This is a genomic window from Streptomyces sp. BHT-5-2, from assembly GCF_019774615.1.
GTDB lineage: Bacteria > Actinomycetota > Actinomycetes > Streptomycetales > Streptomycetaceae > Streptomyces.
Window position 1 is genome coordinate 1,812,811 of sequence record NZ_CP081497.1, and the last position, 16,985, is coordinate 1,829,795.

11 protein-coding genes are annotated in these 16,985 nt (G+C 73.7%); 6 read left to right on the top strand and 5 right to left on the bottom strand.

Annotation, left to right across the window (positions count from 1 at the left end):
• Positions 1 to 106 precede the first annotated feature (106 nt).
• Positions 107 to 1,972: a malto-oligosyltrehalose trehalohydrolase gene (gene treZ / locus K2224_RS35755; RefSeq protein ID WP_221911263.1), complete on the bottom strand. Its 1,866-nt coding sequence runs from the start codon at positions 1,970 to 1,972 to the stop codon at positions 107 to 109.
• A 170-nt stretch (positions 1,973 to 2,142) separates the two neighbouring features.
• On the opposite strand from treZ, the gene K2224_RS35760 reads away from it, so the two are divergent.
• Positions 2,143 to 2,697: a DUF1707 and FHA domain-containing protein gene (locus tag K2224_RS35760; RefSeq protein WP_221911264.1), complete on the top strand. Its 555-nt coding sequence runs from the start codon at positions 2,143 to 2,145 to the stop codon at positions 2,695 to 2,697.
• 52 nt (positions 2,698 to 2,749) lie between these two features.
• On the opposite strand, the gene lpdA is transcribed toward K2224_RS35760, so the two are convergent.
• Positions 2,750 to 4,204, bottom strand: a complete 1,455-nt coding sequence (gene lpdA / locus K2224_RS35765) for a dihydrolipoyl dehydrogenase (RefSeq protein ID WP_221911265.1) — start codon at positions 4,202 to 4,204, stop codon at positions 2,750 to 2,752.
• A 163-nt stretch (positions 4,205 to 4,367) separates the two neighbouring features.
• Here lpdA and K2224_RS35770 point away from each other — a divergent pair, with 163 nt between their 5' ends.
• Positions 4,368 to 5,249: a LysR family transcriptional regulator gene (locus tag K2224_RS35770; RefSeq protein WP_221911266.1), complete on the top strand. Its 882-nt coding sequence runs from the start codon at positions 4,368 to 4,370 to the stop codon at positions 5,247 to 5,249.
• A 7-nt stretch (positions 5,250 to 5,256) separates the two neighbouring features.
• On the opposite strand, the gene treY is transcribed toward K2224_RS35770, so the two are convergent.
• The gene (treY, locus tag K2224_RS35775) at positions 5,257 to 7,875 is read right to left on the bottom strand and encodes a malto-oligosyltrehalose synthase (protein WP_260693674.1); all 2,619 of its coding nucleotides are present in this window, start codon (positions 7,873 to 7,875) and stop codon (positions 5,257 to 5,259) included.
• Between the two features lie 164 nt (positions 7,876 to 8,039).
• Here treY and K2224_RS35780 point away from each other — a divergent pair, with 164 nt between their 5' ends.
• Entirely contained in the window at positions 8,040 to 9,359 is a 1,320-nt protein-coding gene (locus tag K2224_RS35780; protein WP_260693675.1) for an MFS transporter, read from the top strand.
• Here K2224_RS35780 and glgX read toward each other — a convergent pair.
• On the bottom strand, positions 9,295 to 11,508 hold the full coding sequence (gene glgX, locus K2224_RS35785) for a glycogen debranching protein GlgX (protein ID WP_221911267.1): 2,214 nt from the start codon (positions 11,506 to 11,508) through the stop codon (positions 9,295 to 9,297). The two genes, K2224_RS35780 and glgX, sit on opposite strands and share 65 nt — an antisense overlap.
• 629 nt (positions 11,509 to 12,137) lie before the next feature.
• On the opposite strand from glgX, the gene K2224_RS35790 reads away from it, so the two are divergent.
• Together K2224_RS35790 and K2224_RS35795 are read left to right on the top strand one after the other, a co-directional pair.
• The gene (locus K2224_RS35790) at positions 12,138 to 13,325 is read left to right on the top strand and encodes an SAV2148 family HEPN domain-containing protein (RefSeq protein WP_260693921.1); all 1,188 of its coding nucleotides are present in this window, start codon (positions 12,138 to 12,140) and stop codon (positions 13,323 to 13,325) included.
• A gap of 227 nt (positions 13,326 to 13,552) precedes the next feature.
• Positions 13,553 to 14,266: an exonuclease domain-containing protein gene (locus K2224_RS35795; RefSeq protein WP_221911269.1), complete on the top strand. Its 714-nt coding sequence runs from the start codon at positions 13,553 to 13,555 to the stop codon at positions 14,264 to 14,266.
• Between the two features lie 34 nt (positions 14,267 to 14,300).
• On the opposite strand, the gene K2224_RS35800 is transcribed toward K2224_RS35795, so the two are convergent.
• The gene (locus K2224_RS35800; protein ID WP_221911270.1) at positions 14,301 to 15,188 is read right to left on the bottom strand and encodes an aminoglycoside phosphotransferase family protein; all 888 of its coding nucleotides are present in this window, start codon (positions 15,186 to 15,188) and stop codon (positions 14,301 to 14,303) included.
• Between the two features lie 579 nt (positions 15,189 to 15,767).
• Between K2224_RS35800 and K2224_RS35805 the strand changes: the two genes are divergently transcribed.
• A complete protein-coding gene (locus K2224_RS35805; protein ID WP_221911271.1) occupies positions 15,768 to 16,979 on the top strand; it encodes a S8 family peptidase in 1,212 nt (403 codons plus the stop codon).
• Positions 16,980 to 16,985 lie beyond the last annotated feature (6 nt).

A 16,985-nucleotide genomic window follows, 5' to 3' on the forward strand; every position in this document is an offset into this window, starting at 1 on the left:
CGGTGTGGCGTCTCTGCGGAGTATCTGGAACATCCCGCCCCTGTACGGGCGTTGGGCCCCGCAGGGGGCCCGCTCGCCCCCTAGGGAACATCCCCCACCCCACCCCTCACTCCACCCCCCACCCGTCCCCGATCACCACCACCGCCGACTCCCCGGGCAGGTGCAACACCCCGTCGTCGTTCGGGAGGAGCGGGTGCGGCCAGCCCGCCGCTGCGTGGAAGGCGGAGGAAATGGAGGCGGAGGTGGCGGCGGAGGCAGTGGTGGAGGAGACGGAAGGGGCCGGTGGGGCGCACGGGCCGAGGGGGATGGCAGCAGTGCTGTCGTCGGCGAGGTTGACGGCCAGGTGGAGGGGGCCGCGGCGGAGCAGGAGCCAGCGGGCGGACTCGTCGTGGGTAACCTGGGTGCGGGACGGGTCGGGGTCGGTCAGGGCGGGGTGGGCGCGACGGAGGGCGAGGAGGGTGCGGTACCACGACAGCAGGGCGGCGTGCGGTCCGGCGGACGGCTCGGCCCAGTTCAGGACGCAGCGGTCGCGGGTGGCCGGATCCTGGGGGTCCGGCCAGTTCGCGCCGAGGCCGTCCCCGTGCGCCGCGCCGCCCTCCTGCGCGGCGAACTCGCGCCGCCGGCCGGCCCGTACGGCCTCGGCCAGCTCCGGGTCCGGGTGGTCGGTGAAGTACTGCCATGGAGTCCGCGCGCCCCACTCCTCGCCCATGAACAGCATCGGGGTGAACGGGGAGCAGAGCACCAGCGCCGCGGCGCAGGCGAGCAGGCCGGGCGAGAGCGTCGCGGTGAGCCGGTCGCCGTACGCGCGGTTGCCGATCTGGTCGTGGGTCTGGGCGTAGGCGAGCAGCCGGTGCGGCGGGGTCGTCCGCAGGTCCAGGGGTGCGCCGTGCCGGCGGCCGCGGAAGCTGGAGTGGCTGCCGTCGTGGAAGAACCCGCCGGTCAGCGTCTTGTCGAGGGCGGCGAGCGGGGCGCGCGCGAAGTCGGCGTAGTAGCCGTGGGATTCACCGGTCAGCGCGGTGTGCAGGGCATGGTGGAAGTCGTCGTTCCACTGGGCGTGCAGGCCGAGGCCGCCGTTCGCCCGCGGCGCCGTGGTGCGCGGGTCGTTGCGGTCGGACTCGGCGATCAGGAACAGCGGGCGGCGCAGCCGGGCGGCGAGCGCGTCCACCGCGGCGGACAGTTCGGCCAGGAAGTGCTGGGCGCGGTCGTCGTGCAGGGCGTGCACGGCGTCCAGCCGGAGCCCGTCGACGCGGTAGTCGCGCAGCCAGCCGAGCGCGCTCCCGATGAGATAGCGGCGGACCTCGTCGGATCCGGGGGCGTCGAGGTTGACCGCGGCCCCCCAGGGCGTCCGGTGGGCGTCGGTGAAGTACGGGCCGAATTCCGGCAGATGGTTGCCGGACGGGCCGAGGTGGTTGTGGACCACGTCGAGGACGACGCCGAGCCCGTGGCCGTGCGCGGCGTCCACGAACCGCTTGAGCCCGTCGGGCCCGCCGTACGGTTCGTGCACCGCCCAGGGCGCGATGCCGTCGTAGCCCCAGCCGTGCCGCCCGGGGAACGGGCAGACCGGCATCAGGGAGACATGGGTGATGCCGAGGTCGGCGAGGTGGCCGAGGCGGGCCGCGGCGGCGTCGAAGGTGCCCTCGGGGGTGTACGTCCCGATGTGCAGTTCGTAGAGGACGGCGCCGGGCAGCGGACGGCCGAGCCAGGGGTGCCGCCAGGCGAACCGGGCGTGGTCGACGACCGCGCCGGGCCCGCCCGGGCCCTCCGGCAGCCGCGCGGCGCACGGGTCCGGACGCGGCGGGCCGCCGTCGAGCCGGAAGGCGTAGCGGTCGCCGTCGCGGGCCGGCGCCCGCGCGTGCCACCAGCCGGGGCGGACGGGGTCGCGCTCCAGCGGGAGCGGCGGCTCGTCCGACCGTTCGCCGGCCCACTGGAGCGCGACCCGGCCGGCGTCCGGCGCCCATACCTCGAACAGCACGCCTGTCCTCCTTCGTCACTCCGACCCCGGCCGTATCCCGCCGTCCAAGGGCCTCGTGGACCCGCTTCCCGACGACGAAAGCACGCCGCCGCCCCGGACGGAAGGACGCGGTGCGGCGGGGCACCGACATCGCCTGGACACCGGCTCACCGCAGGTCGGAGAATCACCCCATGACTTCGCTCCAGTTCCCCGCGCGGCCCTCGGACGCCGACCGGGAACGCGCCCTTGACCTGCTGCGCGACGGCGCGGCGGACGGACGGCTGTCCCAGGACACCTTCCTGCGCCGGCTGGAACTCGTCCTGGCCGCCCAGCAGCACTCCGAACTCGCGGCCGCCACCGCGGATCTGGAGAGCCGCGGCAAGGTGCAGGCACTGCTGCTGCGGGTGGTCGGCCGGGCGTCGGCGTTCCACATCCGGGTGCGCCGGGCGTGGCGCACGGAGCGACTGCCGAAGCTGCTGCTGCCGGAGCCCGGGCCGTTCCCGCTGCTGATCGGGCGGGCCCCGGGCGTCGGCCTGCGGCTCAACCACGAGACGGTCTCCCGCAATCATGCCGAGCTGCGCAGCGAGGGCACCGGCTGGATGCTGCGCGACCTCGGCTCCACCAACGGCACCTGCGTCAACGGCCGCCGCCTGGTGGGCGAGATACCGGTCGGGCCCGGCGACCACATCAGATTCGGGCAGGTGGACTACGTCCTGACGGAGCGCCAGGAGCGCACCGAGCGCTGAGGAGCGCCGCCCGGCCGGCGGTGCGGCGCGCGGCGCCCGTCGCGGCGCGCCGTCAGTGCTGGTGCAGCCCCCGCCCCGCAAGCGTCAGGAACGCCTCCCCGACCGCCTCGGACAGCGTCGGATGGGCGTGCACCTGCTGGGCGACATCGGACGGTTCGGCGTCCCACGCCACGATCAGCTGGCTCTCCGCGATCATCTCCGAGACGTGCGGCCCCACCAGATGGACGCCCAGCACCGCGCCGGTGGCCTCGCCGCCCGCCCCGTCAGCGGCCGCGATCACCTTCACCATCCCGCCCCGGCCGTGGACCATCCCCTTCGCGGTGGCCGTCAGCGGCATCGTGTTCACCTTGATCTCCAGGCCCCGTTCGCGCGCCGCGGCCTCGCTCAGCCCGACCGAGGCGGTCTGCGGACTCGAGTACGTCACCCGCGGCACCGTCGCGTAGTCCACCGGACGCGACTCCACCCCGGCCAGCGTCTCGGCGACCAGCAGTCCCTCGGCGAACGAGGCGTGCGCCAGCCCGGGCGACGGCGGCGGCAGCAGATCGCCGACCACATGGATGCCCGGCACCGCGGTCTCCAGCCGCGACCAGTCCGCCGGCGGTACGAACCCCCGCCCGTCCACGGCCAGTCCGGCCGCCGCGAGCCCCAGCCCGTCGGTCACCGGCGTCCGCCCCACCGCCACCAGCAACCGTTCGGCCTCGACGACCACCTCCTCGCCCCGGGGCGTGCGGACGGTGGCCCGTATACCGTCCGGCAGCGGCTCGGTCCCGATCAGCGTCGACCCGGTGCGGACCGTGATCCCGCGCCGCTTCAGCCCGCGCATCAGATGCCGGCCGACGTCCTCGTCCTCCAACGGGAGCAGCCGGTCCGCGGCCTCCACGAGGGTCACCTCGGCGCCCATCGAGCGGTGGAAGGAGGCGTACTCGACGCCGATCGCCCCGCCGCCCAGCACCAGCACCGAGCCCGGCAGCCCCGGCGCGAACAGCGCGTCGTCGCTCGTCACCACCGTCCGCCCGTCCGCCGCCAGGCCCGGCAGCATCCGGGGCCGGGAGCCGGTCGCCAGCACGATCCCGCGCCGGGCCGTGAACGCGCCGCCGTCCGGTCCGTCGACGACCACCGAACGGGGCCCGGTCAGCCGGGCCGAGCCGTGCACCACCCGCACCCCGGACCGCTCCAGGGTGCCGGTCACGCCCTGGTGGTTGCGGGCCACGATGTCGTCCCGGGTGGCGGTCAGCGCGTCCCAGTCCACCGCGTCCAGGGTGGCCTTGACGCCCCAACGGGCGCCCGCCTCCGCGATGCCGTCGACCAGCTCCGCGGCGTGCAGCATCGCCTTGCTGGGGATGCAGCCGCGGTGCAGGCAGGTGCCGCCGACGAGGTCCCGCTCGGCGAGCACCACCCGCAGTCCGAGGGCGGCGGCCCGCAGAGCGGTGCTGTAGCCGCCGGTCCCGCCGCCGATGACGACGACATCCGGTGCGTCGGTCCGGTCCGTGATCTGGTGCGTGTCCATGGCCCCAGCCTCCGCCCGGCCGCCGCCATGAGTCCAAGGCAATGTTTCCATGGGAACGATGCACGATGTGCATGGGCGAGGAAAGCGTGCGCACGGGCGCCGAACGGCGTGTACGGGCGCGGAACCGTGTGCGGGGGCACATGGGGGAGACGGGGAGCGGCGGATGAGCCTGCGGCAGATGGAATACCTGGTGGCGGTGGTCGAGGAGCAGTCCTTCACCCGGGCCGCGGAGGCGCTGCACGTCAGCCAGTCCGCGCTCTCGCACCAGATCAAGGCGCTGGAACGGGAGGTCGGCGGCCCGCTGTTGGAGCGGATGACCCGCGGGGTGCGGCTGACCGCGATGGGCCGGGCCTACTACCCGCACGCCGAACTCGCCGTCCGCAGCGCCGACCAGGCCCGCCGCGCGGCGCTGGCGGCCGGCGGGGCGGAGAGCGGGGAACTCCACATCGCGACGGTGCACGCGCAGGCCGTCGGGGTGCTCCCGGCGGTCTGCGCCCGCTGGACCGGGCTGCGCCCCGGGGTCCGCCTGGTGCTCCACGAGTACGCCACCACCGGCGAACTGACCGACCGGATGGCGCGCGGGGTCGCCGACATGGCACTGGGGCCGCGCCCGGAGGACTGGCCGGGGCCGGTCACCGTCGTCGGCCGGGAGCGGATGGTGGTGGTCGTCCCGCACGGCGACCCGCTCGCCGACCGGGAGTCGGTGCGGCTGGCGGACCTGGCGGACCGGCCCTGGGTGCGGTGCAGCCTGGAACCCGTCGTGGCCGGCCGCCGCTGGCTGGACGTGGAGTGCGAACGGGCCGGCTTCACCCCGCACACCGCCGTCCGTACCCAGCACACCTCGACGGCCGTCCGGATGGCCTCGGCCGGCGTCGGCGTGCTGCTCACCGCCGCCCACGAACTCACCGGCCTCGACTGCGCCCGGATACCCACCGATCCGCCGTGGCGCCGCGACATCACGGTCTTCTCACGGGTGGAACTGACCGGCGCGGCGGCGGAGTTCACGGAACTGCTGCGGGAGTGGGGTGCGGGCGAGGTCGTGTGACGACACGTCAGGTGGCCGTGTCGCCCGCCCGCTGCTGCCGCTCCTCCTCCGGCAGTTCGGCCCATGCCGCCCGTGCCGCCCGCGTCGCCCCGCGCCCTTCCTCCCGTACGAGCAGCGCCACCGGCCACTGTGTCAGCAGGGTGTCCACCCCCACCGCGGTGCCGCCCGCCAGCGTGCGGCCGGTGAGCAGCTCCCGCCAGTCGCCGCCCGCGGGCAGCCGCAGCACGGTGTCCCACCAGCCGCCGGTCTCCCGCAGCCGCAGCGAGAGCCGGGTCACCGCCGTCACCACCCGCCCGCCGCGGACGAAGGCCACACAGTGCTCGGCCGCCGGGCCCTCCGCGGCCAGCGGCTCGTACGTCGAGGCGGCGCCGAACCACTCCGGGTGCGAGCGCCGCAGCCGCAGCGCGGCCGCCGTCAGCCGCAGCTTCTCGGCGGACGCGTCGGCGGGCGCGGCACCGCCGTCCAGCTCCGCGAGCAGCTCCGGCTCGAACCGCGGGGGCCGCCGGTTGTCCGGATCGACCAGCGCCGCGTACTCCCGCTCGGTGCCCTGATAGAGGTCGGGGACGCCCGGCATGGTGAGGTGCAGCAGCGCGGCGCCCAGGACGTTCGCCCGGACGTGCGGGGCGAGTTCGGCCTCCAGGGAAGCCAGCCCAGCGGCCGCCGGGCCGCCGGGCCCACCGCGGACGAACTCCGCCACCGCCTCCTCGTACACCGCGTCCGGCTCCGTCCAGGTCGTGCGCAGCCCGGCCTCCCGCACCGCCTTGAGGACCGCGGGGGTCAGACGCTCCGCCGCCGGGCCCCCGGCGGCGGACGCGCCGAGCCCGAAAGCGGTCTGCCAGGCCGTCCAGGCCACCATCGGATCCACCGGAACCGCATCGGCCGCCGCCTCCGCCCCGTCGGCCACCGTGCTCAGCACATCCCGCCACCGGTCCGGGCACTCCGACAACACCGCGATCCGCGCCCGCACATCGGCACTGCGCTTGGTGTCGTGCGTGGAGAGTGCCGTGCCGCTCTCCGGCCAGTCCCGCTGCAGCCGCGCGCAGTACTCGTGGAACGTCCCGGGCCCCACCGCGGGTTCCCCGGGATCGCCGCCGACCTCGCACGCCGACAGCAGCACCGGATAGCGGTAGAAGGCGGTGTCCTCCACGGACTTGGCGTACAGCGCGGACGCGGTCTGGGCGAACCGCGCCGCGAAGTCCGCGACATCCCGGGTCACGAGATCCCCCTCCGCTTCCCGGTCCGTGGCCTCGGAGCCCGCCGTGCCGTCCCCGCCGCCCGTGCCGTCGTCACCTTCCTCCCCGCCGCCGGCGAACCGCCCCAGCGCCAGGTCGTGGACGAGATCCACCGCCGCTGCCTCCTCCGGCACCCGGAAGGTGGCCCGGGCCCGTTCCGCCGCGCCGCGCAGCATCGCCGCGTCCGCCGCGGCCCGCGCGCCGCCGGGGGCGTCCCCGGTGTACGGGCGGTAGACCGGCAGCCGCACCAGCAGTTCCCGCACCGCCTGCCGCAGCGCCCACGGCGCGTGGTCGCCCGGCCGGGGCACCCGCTCGGCGATCCGTGCCGCGGTCCGCACCAACCGCTCCACCTCCGCCGCCAGTTCGTGCTCGACGACCTCGTAGGCGGCCCGGCGCGCCGTCTCCTCCCAGTCGCCGCCCTCGTCGGCCAACGGGGTGACGAAGTCCCGGTAGTGCGAGAAGAGCCGCCCCGAGCCCTGCGGGCAGACGAACAGCCCGTCGATGTGGCGCAGCGCGTCATAGCCCGTGGTGCCGGCGCACGCCCAGTCGCCCGGCAGCCGCTCCGCGCCGGTGAGGATCTTCTCCACCACCGTCCAGCAGCCCTTGGTGCCGGCCCGCAGCCGCGCCAGATAGCCGCCCGGATCCACCAGTCCGTCCGGATGGTCGACCCGCAGCCCGTCGACGACGCCCTCCCGGACCAGCCGCAGTACCGTCGCGTGCGTCGCGGCGAACACCTCCGGGTCCTCGACGCGGACCCCGATCAGCTGCGAAATGGTGAAGAAACGCCGGTAGTTGAGCTCGGTGCGGGCCAGCCGCCACCAGGCGAGGCGGTACCACTGCGCCTCCAGGAGACGCGGCAGGGGCAGCCGCTCCGTACCGGGGCGCAGCGGGAAGACCTGCCCCCCGTAGTGCAGCAGCGGCCCCTCGACCCGGAAGCGGGGGAGCTCGTCCCCGATCCGCCCCTCCAGGACGGGCAGCAGCAGCCGCCCCCGGTGCCCGCCGTCCCAGTCGATGTCGAACCAGTGCGCGTACCGCGACGCCGGGCCGTCGCGCAGCACCTCCCACAGCGGCCCGTTGAGCGACACCGGCGAGGGCACCGCCATGTGGTTGGGCACGATGTCGACGACCAGTCCGAGGCCGTGCGCGCGGGCCGTCGCCGCCAGTGCCCGCAGCCCCTCCTCGCCGCCCAGTTCGGCGCGCACCGCCGCGTGGCCGGTCACGTCGTACCCGTGGGTGGAGCCCGGCACCGCCTCCAGTACGGGGGAGAGGTGCAGATGGGACACCCCGAGGGCGGTGAGGTACGGGACAGCTCGTTCGGCGGCGGCGAACGGGAAGTCCGGCTGGAGCTGCAGCCGGTAGGTGGCGGTCGGCGACGGACTCGAAGGCTGCGTCATGGGAACACCCGTACCCCGCTGGCGGCCCGTTCTGTCATCGGGTTGCGTCATCCCGGCCCGTCCCGCCCGTCGTGTCTTCGTCCGAACCGGAGAGCCGCTCCCCGGCAGCGCTTCGTACGTACCGACGGTACGGATCGCGCCGGGCCGGCGGATAGCTTCTTGTGATGACCGCCGCCGCCACCTATCGCCGGGTGCTCGCCCTGAGTGGGCCGCTGCTGCCCGTCGTCTCCTTCCTGGGGCGGCTGCCGACCGCCATGTGCCAGCTCGGCACCGTGCTGCTGGTGGCCGCGACGAGCGGTTCGCTGACCACCGCGGGCCTGGTCGGCGGCGCCCTGGCGGCGGGTCAGACGGTGGCCGGCCCGCTGACCGGGCGGCTCGCGGACCGGCACGGCCAGCGCCCGGTGGTGCTGGTGGCCTGCTGGGTCAACGCGCTCGCGGTGGCGGCCCTGGTGGCGGCCGCGCTGGCCCGTACGGCCACGCCCCCGCTCGCCCTGATCGGGCTGCTGGCCGGGGCGAGCGTGCCGCAGATCGGTCCGCTGGCCCGCACCCGGCTGGTCGCCCTGGCGCACCGGGCGGCGGCCGAGGACCGGGTGGTGAGCGCCGCGCTGTCCCTGGAGGGCACCCTGGACGAGGTGTCGTTCGTACTCGGGCCGGCGCTGGTGGGGCTGGCCGCCACCGTGGCCCATCCGGCGGTGGCGCTGGCGCTGGCCGCGGTGCTGCTGGCGGTCTGCGGCACGGCGTTCGCCCTGCACCCGACCGCGGCCGCCACCCGGCCCGCCGCGCCCCCGTCCGCCCGGGGCACGCGTCCGCCCCGCCCCGCCCGCACCCGGCTGCCCCGCGCCGTCCACGCCATGCGGCTGTCGACGGCCCTCCAGGGCGCGATGTTCGGCGCCTGCCAGGCCGGCATCACCGCGCTCACCGAACGCCTCCACCAGCCCGCCCAGGCCGGTCTGGTGTACGCGGCGATGGGCGTGATGAGCGCCGCCGCGGGGCTCTCGCTGGCGCTGCTGCCGGCCCGGATCGGTCTGCCGGCCCGCTGGCGGGCGGCCGCCGCCGCGCTGATCGTGCTGTCCGTACCGCTGTTGTCCGTCCGGTCGTTGGGGGCGCTCTATCTGGTCGTCGTGGTGCTCGGGGCGGCGTTCGCCCCGCACCTGATCACCCTCTTCGGACTCACCGAACGGCTGGTGCCGGCCACCCGGCTGGCCGAGTCGATGGCGTTCCTCACCAGCGCGGTGGTCGGCGGCCAGGCCGTGGCGCTGGCCCTCTCCGGGCGGCTCGCCGACGCCCACGGCCCGGCCGCCGCCTTCGCGGTCGCCGTCGGCGCCGCCGTGCTCGTCCTGGCCGTCGCCCTCACCACCCGCGCCGGCTCCCTGAGCCCTACCGCTCCCAACGAGGCCACCGGGGCCCGCACCGGCGGCCTCAGGCCGGCCGCTGGAGCACCAGCAGGCTCCGCCCGATCAGCGTCAGCCGGTCGCCGCCCTTGACCTTGGCGCCCCGGCCCTCCGCCGCCGCCTCCGGCCGGTCGGTGTCCACCACCACCTGCCACTGCCGGCCCAGGTGCTCCGGCACCGTGAACTCCTTCTCCTGGTCGTGGGCGTTGAACATCAGCAGGAACGAGTCGTCGGTGACCGGCTCGCCGCGCGGCCCCGGTTCCGAGATCGAGCTGCCGTTGAGGAAGACCGTCAGCGACTTGGCGTGGACGGACTGCCAGTCGCGGGTCCCCATCTCCGTGCCGGCCGTGGTGAACCACGCGATGTCGGACAGCTCGTCACGGGTGCCCTCCATCGGGTGCCCCTGGAAGAACCGCCGCCGCCGGAAGACCGGGTGGTCCCGGCGCAGCCACACCATCTGCCGGACGAACGCCAGCAGCGCCCGCTCCTCCTCCCGCTCGGCCGCCGCCGGTGCCTCCGGCCCGGCCCCGTCGAACCCCTCGGCCCCGTCGGTCTCGTCCGCGTCCTCCGCCCCGTCGGCGCCCGGCGTCCCCCGCTCCGGCCACCGCACCCAGGTCAGCTCGTTGTCCTGGCAGTAGGCGTTGTTGTTGCCGCGCTGGCTGCGCCCGAACTCGTCGCCGTGGCTGAGCATCGGCACGCCCTGCGACAGCATCAGGGTGGCGAGGAGGTTCCGCATCTGCCTCAGCCGCAGCCGGCGCACCGAGGGGTCGTCGGTCGGCCCCTCGGCCCCGCAGTTCCACGACCGGTTGAAGCGCTCGCCGTCCCGGTTGTCCTCGCCGTTGGCCTCGTTGCGCTTGTCGTTGTACGAGACCAGGTCGCGCAGGGTGAAACCGTCGTGGCAGGTGACGAAGTTGATCGAGGCCAGCGGCCGCCGCCCGTCCTCCTGGTAGAGGTCGGACGAACCGGCCAGCCGGGACCCGAAGTCCGCCAGCGTGCGCGGCTCGCCGCGCCACAGGTCCCGCACGGTGTCCCGGTACTTGCCGTTCCACTCCGTCCACAGCGGCGGGAAGTTCCCCACCTGGTAGCCGCCCTCCCCGACGTCCCACGGCTCGGCGATCAGCTTGACCTGGCTGACCACCGGATCCTGGTGCACCAGGTCGAAGAACGACGACAGCCGGTCCACCTCGTGGAACTGCCGCGCGAGCGTCGCCGCCAGGTCGAACCGGAACCCGTCCACCCGCATCTCCTGCACCCAGTAGCGCAGCGAGTCCATCACCAGCTGGAGCACGTGCGGACTGCGCATCAGCAGGGAGTTCCCGGTGCCCGTGGTGTCCATGTAGTAGCGGCGGTCGTCCGACAGCCGGTAGTACGAGGCGTTGTCCAGCCCCCGGAAGGACAGCGTCGGCCCCAGGTGGCTGCCCTCGGCCGTGTGGTTGTAGACGACGTCGAGGATGACCTCGATGCCCGCCCGGTGCAGCGCCCGGACCGCGGTCTTGAACTCCAGCACCTGCTGCCCGCGGTCCCCCCAGGAGGCGTAGGCGTTGTGCGGCGCGAAGAAGCCGATGGTGTTGTAGCCCCAGTAGTTGCTCAGCCCGGCGTCCACCAGCCGGTGGTCCTGGACGAACTGGTGCACCGGCATCAGCTCCAGGGCGGTGACCCCCAGTTCCGTCAGATGGTCGATGATCGCCGGGTGCGCCAGCGCCGCGTACGTGCCGCGCAGCTCCTCCGGTAGTTCGGGGTGGCGCATCGTCAGGCCCTTCACATGGGCCTCGTAGAGCACCGTCTCGTGGTAGGCGGTCCGCGGCGGGCGGTCGTCGCCCCAGTCGAAGTACGGGTTGACCACCACCGACGCCATGGTGTGCGGCGCCGAGTCGAGGTCGTTGCGCACCTCCGGGCGCCCGAAGCGGTAGCCGTAGACCGCCTCGTCCCAGTCGATCACGCCGCTCATCGCCCGCGCGTAAGGGTCGAGCAGCAGCTTGGCGGAATTGCAGCGGTGCCCGCGCTCCGGCTCGTAGGGGCCGTGCGCCCGGAAGCCGTAGCGCTGCCCCGGCATCACCCCCGGCAGATACGCGTGCCGCACGAAGGCGTCGGACTCGCGCAGCTCGACGGCGGTCTCCGAGCCGTCGTCGTGCAGCAGACACAGCTCGATGCGTGTGGCGGCTTCGGAGAACACCGCGAAGTTGGTGCCCGCACCGTCGTAGGTGGCACCCAACGGATACATCTGTCCCGGCCAGACCTGCATGCGTAGACTCTTCCACTTTCTCTACGGGGCGGCGGCGACTCCACGACACACGTCCGCGGACCGAATCGGAAATCCTTCCCCAACGTTTCCCAAAGTGCCGGATAGCGGGAGCTTTTTGCGTGAAATCCGCTGGATGGTGGTTGATCTTCGGCGATGTCGGATTGTCGTATCCCTGTGCGCCGATCGGGGGCGGGGCACCGGCACGGATCACCGGCGTGGGGCGGGACGGGGTGTGGTCGTCCCGAAAGGGGCGCTCTCCCACGGACTACCGCAAAGACGCGCAGTTCGCCAGTGATGCCCCGGCCAAGTGCGGCGTCCGCGCCTTCCCGGGCCCGCGGTGCGGTGTCAACGGGCCGCCGCCGGAGCACTCCATCGCGTGGGCCGGAATTCGCCCCCATCCTTTGCCCCGGCTATGAATCCGCTCACTCCGGCCGTGCTTTCCGGTCACAACCGGCAGTATGAACAAGGGGAGTTGGCATCCGACTCGATGCATCCTGCTGCACCGCCCCCCGCGCCGCAGTAGTCTGCCTTGATCGTTGGCACGGGGGTTCGGAAGGCGGTGGCAGGTGAGCGGCGGGCTGGAGTTGCCGCCTGGTGACGAGAGCCATGAGGGCCACGAGGGCGGCTCCATGGACGCACCGCCCGGCACGGTGTCCCTCGCCCGACCACTGGAGATCGGCGCGGAACTGGACTGGGGGGCCGACGCCTGGAGCGAGGTGCGCACCCGGGCCCGCCGGGCCGGACGCGCCTATATCTGGCTGAATCTCGTCGAGCAGCGCCTGCGGGCCGTCGTCGCGGCCGTGCTGCGTCCCGTCTACGAGCCGGTGCACGGCGATGAGTGGGTCATCGCGGCGGCCGGGCCCGCCGGCCAGGAGTGGGTCCAGCGCGCGGTCGCGGTCCGCGAGGTCAGCCGCCGCAAGGGGTATCTCCTCGACCCCGCCGACGACAACATCGTCAGCTTCCTGACGCTTCCGCAGCTGCGCGAGCTGATGGTCCAGCACTGGCCCTGCTTCGAGCCCTACGTGGACGACCGCCGGGAGGTCGAGCTGGTCCTGGACGAGCTGGAGGTCGCCCGCAACATCGTCTCCCGCAACCGCGCGCTGTCCGAGACCGTGCTGGCCCAGGCAGAGCGGGCCAGCGCGCGGCTGCTGGACATCCTCGGTTCCGGGGCCGGGACCCGTATTTCCGGACGGCTGCCCATCGACGCCGTCGAGGACCTCGTCGGCGACCGCTACGCCGACGTCGTCGGCGTGCACCCCGACCGGGTGCGGCTACAGCGCCAGCTGCCCGCCGAGGACCTCTTCGGCGGCGCCCGCCGCCTCGACGCGGTGGGCATAGGTCTCAACCTCCTGGTCCAGAACTACTCCGGCCGCCGGCTGGTCCGGCTCGCCGAGTCCGGCTGCCGGGTCCGGCTGCTCTTCCTCAACCCGGCCAGCAGCGCGGTCCGCCGCCGGGAGCGCGAAATCGGCCTGAAGAAGGGCGAGATGAGCCGCTCCATCGAGATGAACATCCTCCACATGCGGCGGGTCCGGGCCCGGCTCCGGGACCCGGGCGCCTTCGAGATCCAGGTCTTCGACGAGACCCCGCGCTTCACCGCCTACCTCGTCGACGGCGACGGGCCCGACGGCCTGGCCGTCGTCCAGCCCTACCTCCGCAAGAGCCGCGGGATGGAGTCCCCGGTGTTCGTGCTGCGCGGCGGCAGCCGCGAGGTGGTCCGCCAGGACGCCCGCGACGGGCGGGAGGCCGACCACGGGCTCTTCGAGATCTACCGCGAGGAGTTCGAGAGCGTCTGGGTGGACTCCAGGCCGGTCTCCTGAACCGGCCTCCGGCCTCCGGCCTTCGCGCTCCGGGTGTGCGGTCGGAGCGGGCGGCCCGGTCCGTTGTCAGTGGCGCGTGGGAGAGTGTTCGGACACGGGGGAGGTACCACCGAAGGAGGCCGCATGAGTGAGCGCAGCGTGGGGGGTTTCCCGGCGAAGTGCCGGGGGAGCGTCGGGGAAGGGCGCGCACCACGCGCGAGCCGGGCCGGGCGGAGCGGGGGCGCGGCATGAGCTGGCATCAGGAGCTGCTGGTCGGCTTCGACCTGGAGACCACGGGCACGGACGTCGAGCAGGACCGCGTCGTCACGGCCGCGCTGATCCGGCTGGAGGCGGACGGCCGGGTGGCCGGCGCACAGTCCTGGCTGCTCGATCCGGGCGTGCCGATTCCCGAGGAGGCCGCCCGCATCCACGGCATCTCGACCGCTCATGTCCAGGAGCACGGTCGGGCGCCGACGGGCTCCATAGCGGAGATCACTGAGGCACTGGCCGACGTCCTCCGGGCGGACATACCCCTGGTGGTGATGAACGCCCGCTACGACCTCTCACTGCTCGACCGCGAGTGCCGCCGTCACGGCGTGCCGCCCCTGACCGACCGGCTCGGCCGCCCGCCGTCCCCGGTCATCGACCCGCTCGTCCTCGACAAGCACGTCGACCGCTACCGCAAGGGCAAGCGCGCACTCCAGGCGCTCTGCGGGCACTACGGCGTACGGCTCGACGGCGCGCACGAGGCGGGGGCCGACGCGGCCGCCGCGGTCGGGGTGGCCCGTCGCATCGGCGAGAAGTACCCGGCCGTCGCGCTGCCCTCGCCGCGCGCCCTGCACACCCTCCAGGAGCAGGCCGCCGCCGAGCAGGCCGCCTCGTTCCAGGCGTATCTGCGCCGATCCGGCGACCCGGAGGCGAGAGTCGAGCCGGCCTGGCCGCTGATCCCGTATCAGCGCTGACGGGGCGCGCGGCCCGTGGGCCGCGCGGCCGCTTTCAGAACGGGTACCACCGGACCGCCGTGTCCTTCTCGCGCAGCGAGGCGACCCGGCGCTGGAACTCCTTGCGGGCCGCCGGGTTCCCGGGTGCGTGCTGCGAGACCCAGGCGCAGCTCGCGGTCTCCCGGGACCCGCGCAGGACGGCGCAGCCCTCCCAGTCCCGGACGTCCCAGCCGTACACCGACACAAAGGCCTCATAGGCGTCCACGCCCAGCCCGTAGCGGTCCCGGCTCAGCGCCATCGCCACCAGGTCGTGCTCGCGCAGATCGGAGGAGAAGGTCTCCAGGTCGACGAGGACCGGCCCGTCGGGCCCGATGTGGACGTTGCGGGGCAGCGCGTCGCCGTGGATCGGTCCGCGCGGCAGATGCGGCTCCAGCGCCGTCGCGGCCAGCGCGAAGGCGTCCCGCCGTCCGCGCAGATACTCCGCGTCGGCCGGCGACACCGCGTCGCCGGCCAGCCGCAGCCACCGCTCCACACCGTCCAGCAACTCCCGCCGGGGCAGCGCGAACGGCGGCTCGGGGAGCGCGTGGACGCGCCGGAGCAGCTCGGCCAGGTCCTGCGGCGCCGCGGGCCGGACGGCCTCGGGCAGCTGCCGCCAGTAGGTCACGGGGTGCCCGTCGACGAGCCGGGCGGCCGGCTCCGCGGCCCGCACCGCCGGGACGCCCTCGGCCGCCAGCCACTGGGCCACCACCAGTTCCCGCTCGGCGCGCGCGAGCAGTTCGGGGCTGCGGCCGACCCGTACGACGACGCCGCGCTCCTCCAGCGCGAAGACGGCGTTCTCGCCGAGCGCGAGCAGCCGGGCGTCCGCCGCCGCCTCCGGGTGCCCGGCCGCGGCCAGCACCTCCCGGGCGCGCGCCTCGGTGAAGGCGGTGCGGGGTTCGGTCATCGGGTTGCCTCCTGAGGTGCGTTCTCCCGCCCAGTCTCGCAGGTACCGGCCGGCACCCCGGCGCCCGTCGGCCCGGCGTCGGTCCGTCCGACGTCTCAACTGCCCGCCGTGGAAGGGGCGTTGCCGGGGGAGGGGTGACCGCTTGCCGGCGCTCGGGGCCGGTGGCGTTCGGGCCCTCGTCGACCGTCATCGGATGGAAGGTGCCGCAGGGCCGGCGGGCCCGCGAGGCACGTCGAGGTGCATCCTTCGCTGAAGTAACCGCCGGTATGGGGATCTTGCGAGGCGCGAGCATGCCACAGCAGGACAGTTGAACGAGCAAACGAATCGTCAGCTGTCTCCCTTCGTTGCGTAAATGTAAACGGAGTTGAGTCGCCGTCCGTCAACTCCCTCGTTCGCTTTGCCTGCTTCTGCGGGCTTTTGCATTTATGGAGGGTTGTTGTGAATCTCACACGGCTCGGCGGCCCTTGAATTGCACTCGTCAATCCGACAGGGTTTCGAACCAGCCCGGTCCGGATCTTCGGGTCCTGCGGGCCATACGCAACGCTTCCCCCCACACCACGAACGAGGAGAACCCTCGCCATGGCTCATAAGCGTTCCAGCAAGAAGCGGCTCGTGACGGCGATATCAGCCGCCGTCGCCGCTACTGGTATCGCCGCCGTCACCGCGGTCACCGCGGGCGCTTCGCCCGCCGCCGAGGGCAGGATCTACGGCGCCGAGGCCAAGGGCGCCGTCAAGGGCAGCTACATCGTGATGCTGAAGAAGACCGCTTCGGTGCGCGCCGCCGAGAGCGGCGACCTCGCCGCGAAGTACGGCGGCAAGGTCAAGCGGACCTTCACCTCCGCCATCGACGGCTTCTCGACCACCGGCATGTCCGCCGAGGACGCCAAGCGCCTCGCCGCCGACCCGGCCGTCGACAAGGTCGTCCAGAACCACACCTTCCACGTCGACGGCACCCAGGAGAACCCGCCGTCGTGGGGCCTGGACCGTATCGACCAGACGGACACCAAGGGCGACGGCAAGTACAACTACCCGGACAGCGCGGGCGACGGCGTCACCGCCTACGTCATCGACACCGGTATCCACATCAGCCACAAGGACTTCGGCGGCCGCGCCTCCTACGGCTTCAACGCGATCGACAACAGCAACAAGGCCGAGGACGACAACGGCCACGGCACCCACGTCTCCGGCACCATCGGCGGCACCGCCCACGGCGTCGCCAAGAAGGTCAAGCTGGTCGCCGTCAAGGTGCTCGACGGGCAGGGCTCCGGCAGCACCGAGCAGGTCGTCGCGGGCATCGACTGGGTCACCAAGAACCACAAGGGCCCCTCGGTCGCCAACATGTCGCTCGGCGGCGGCGCCGACGAGGCGCTCGACGCGGCGGTGAAGAAGGCCATCGACTCCGGTGTCACCTTCGGCGTGGCGGCCGGCAACGAGTCCACCGACGCGGGCCAGGGCTCCCCGGCGCGGGTCAAGGAGGCCATCACGGTCGCCTCCAGCACCAAGGACGACCAGCAGTCCGACTTCTCCAACTACGGCAGCGTCGTGGACCTCTATGCTCCGGGCTCCGACATCACCTCGGACTGGAACGGCAGCGACGACGCCACCAAGACCATCTCCGGTACGTCGATGGCGACCCCGCACGTCGTGGGTGCCGCCGCGGTCTACCTGGCCGACCACAAGGACGCCAAGCCGGCCGACGTGGAGAAGGCGCTGACGGACGGGGCCACCCCGGACAAGATCAGCAACCCGGGCCAGGGCACGCCCAACAAGCTGCTGAAGATCGTGAAGTAGCCGCTC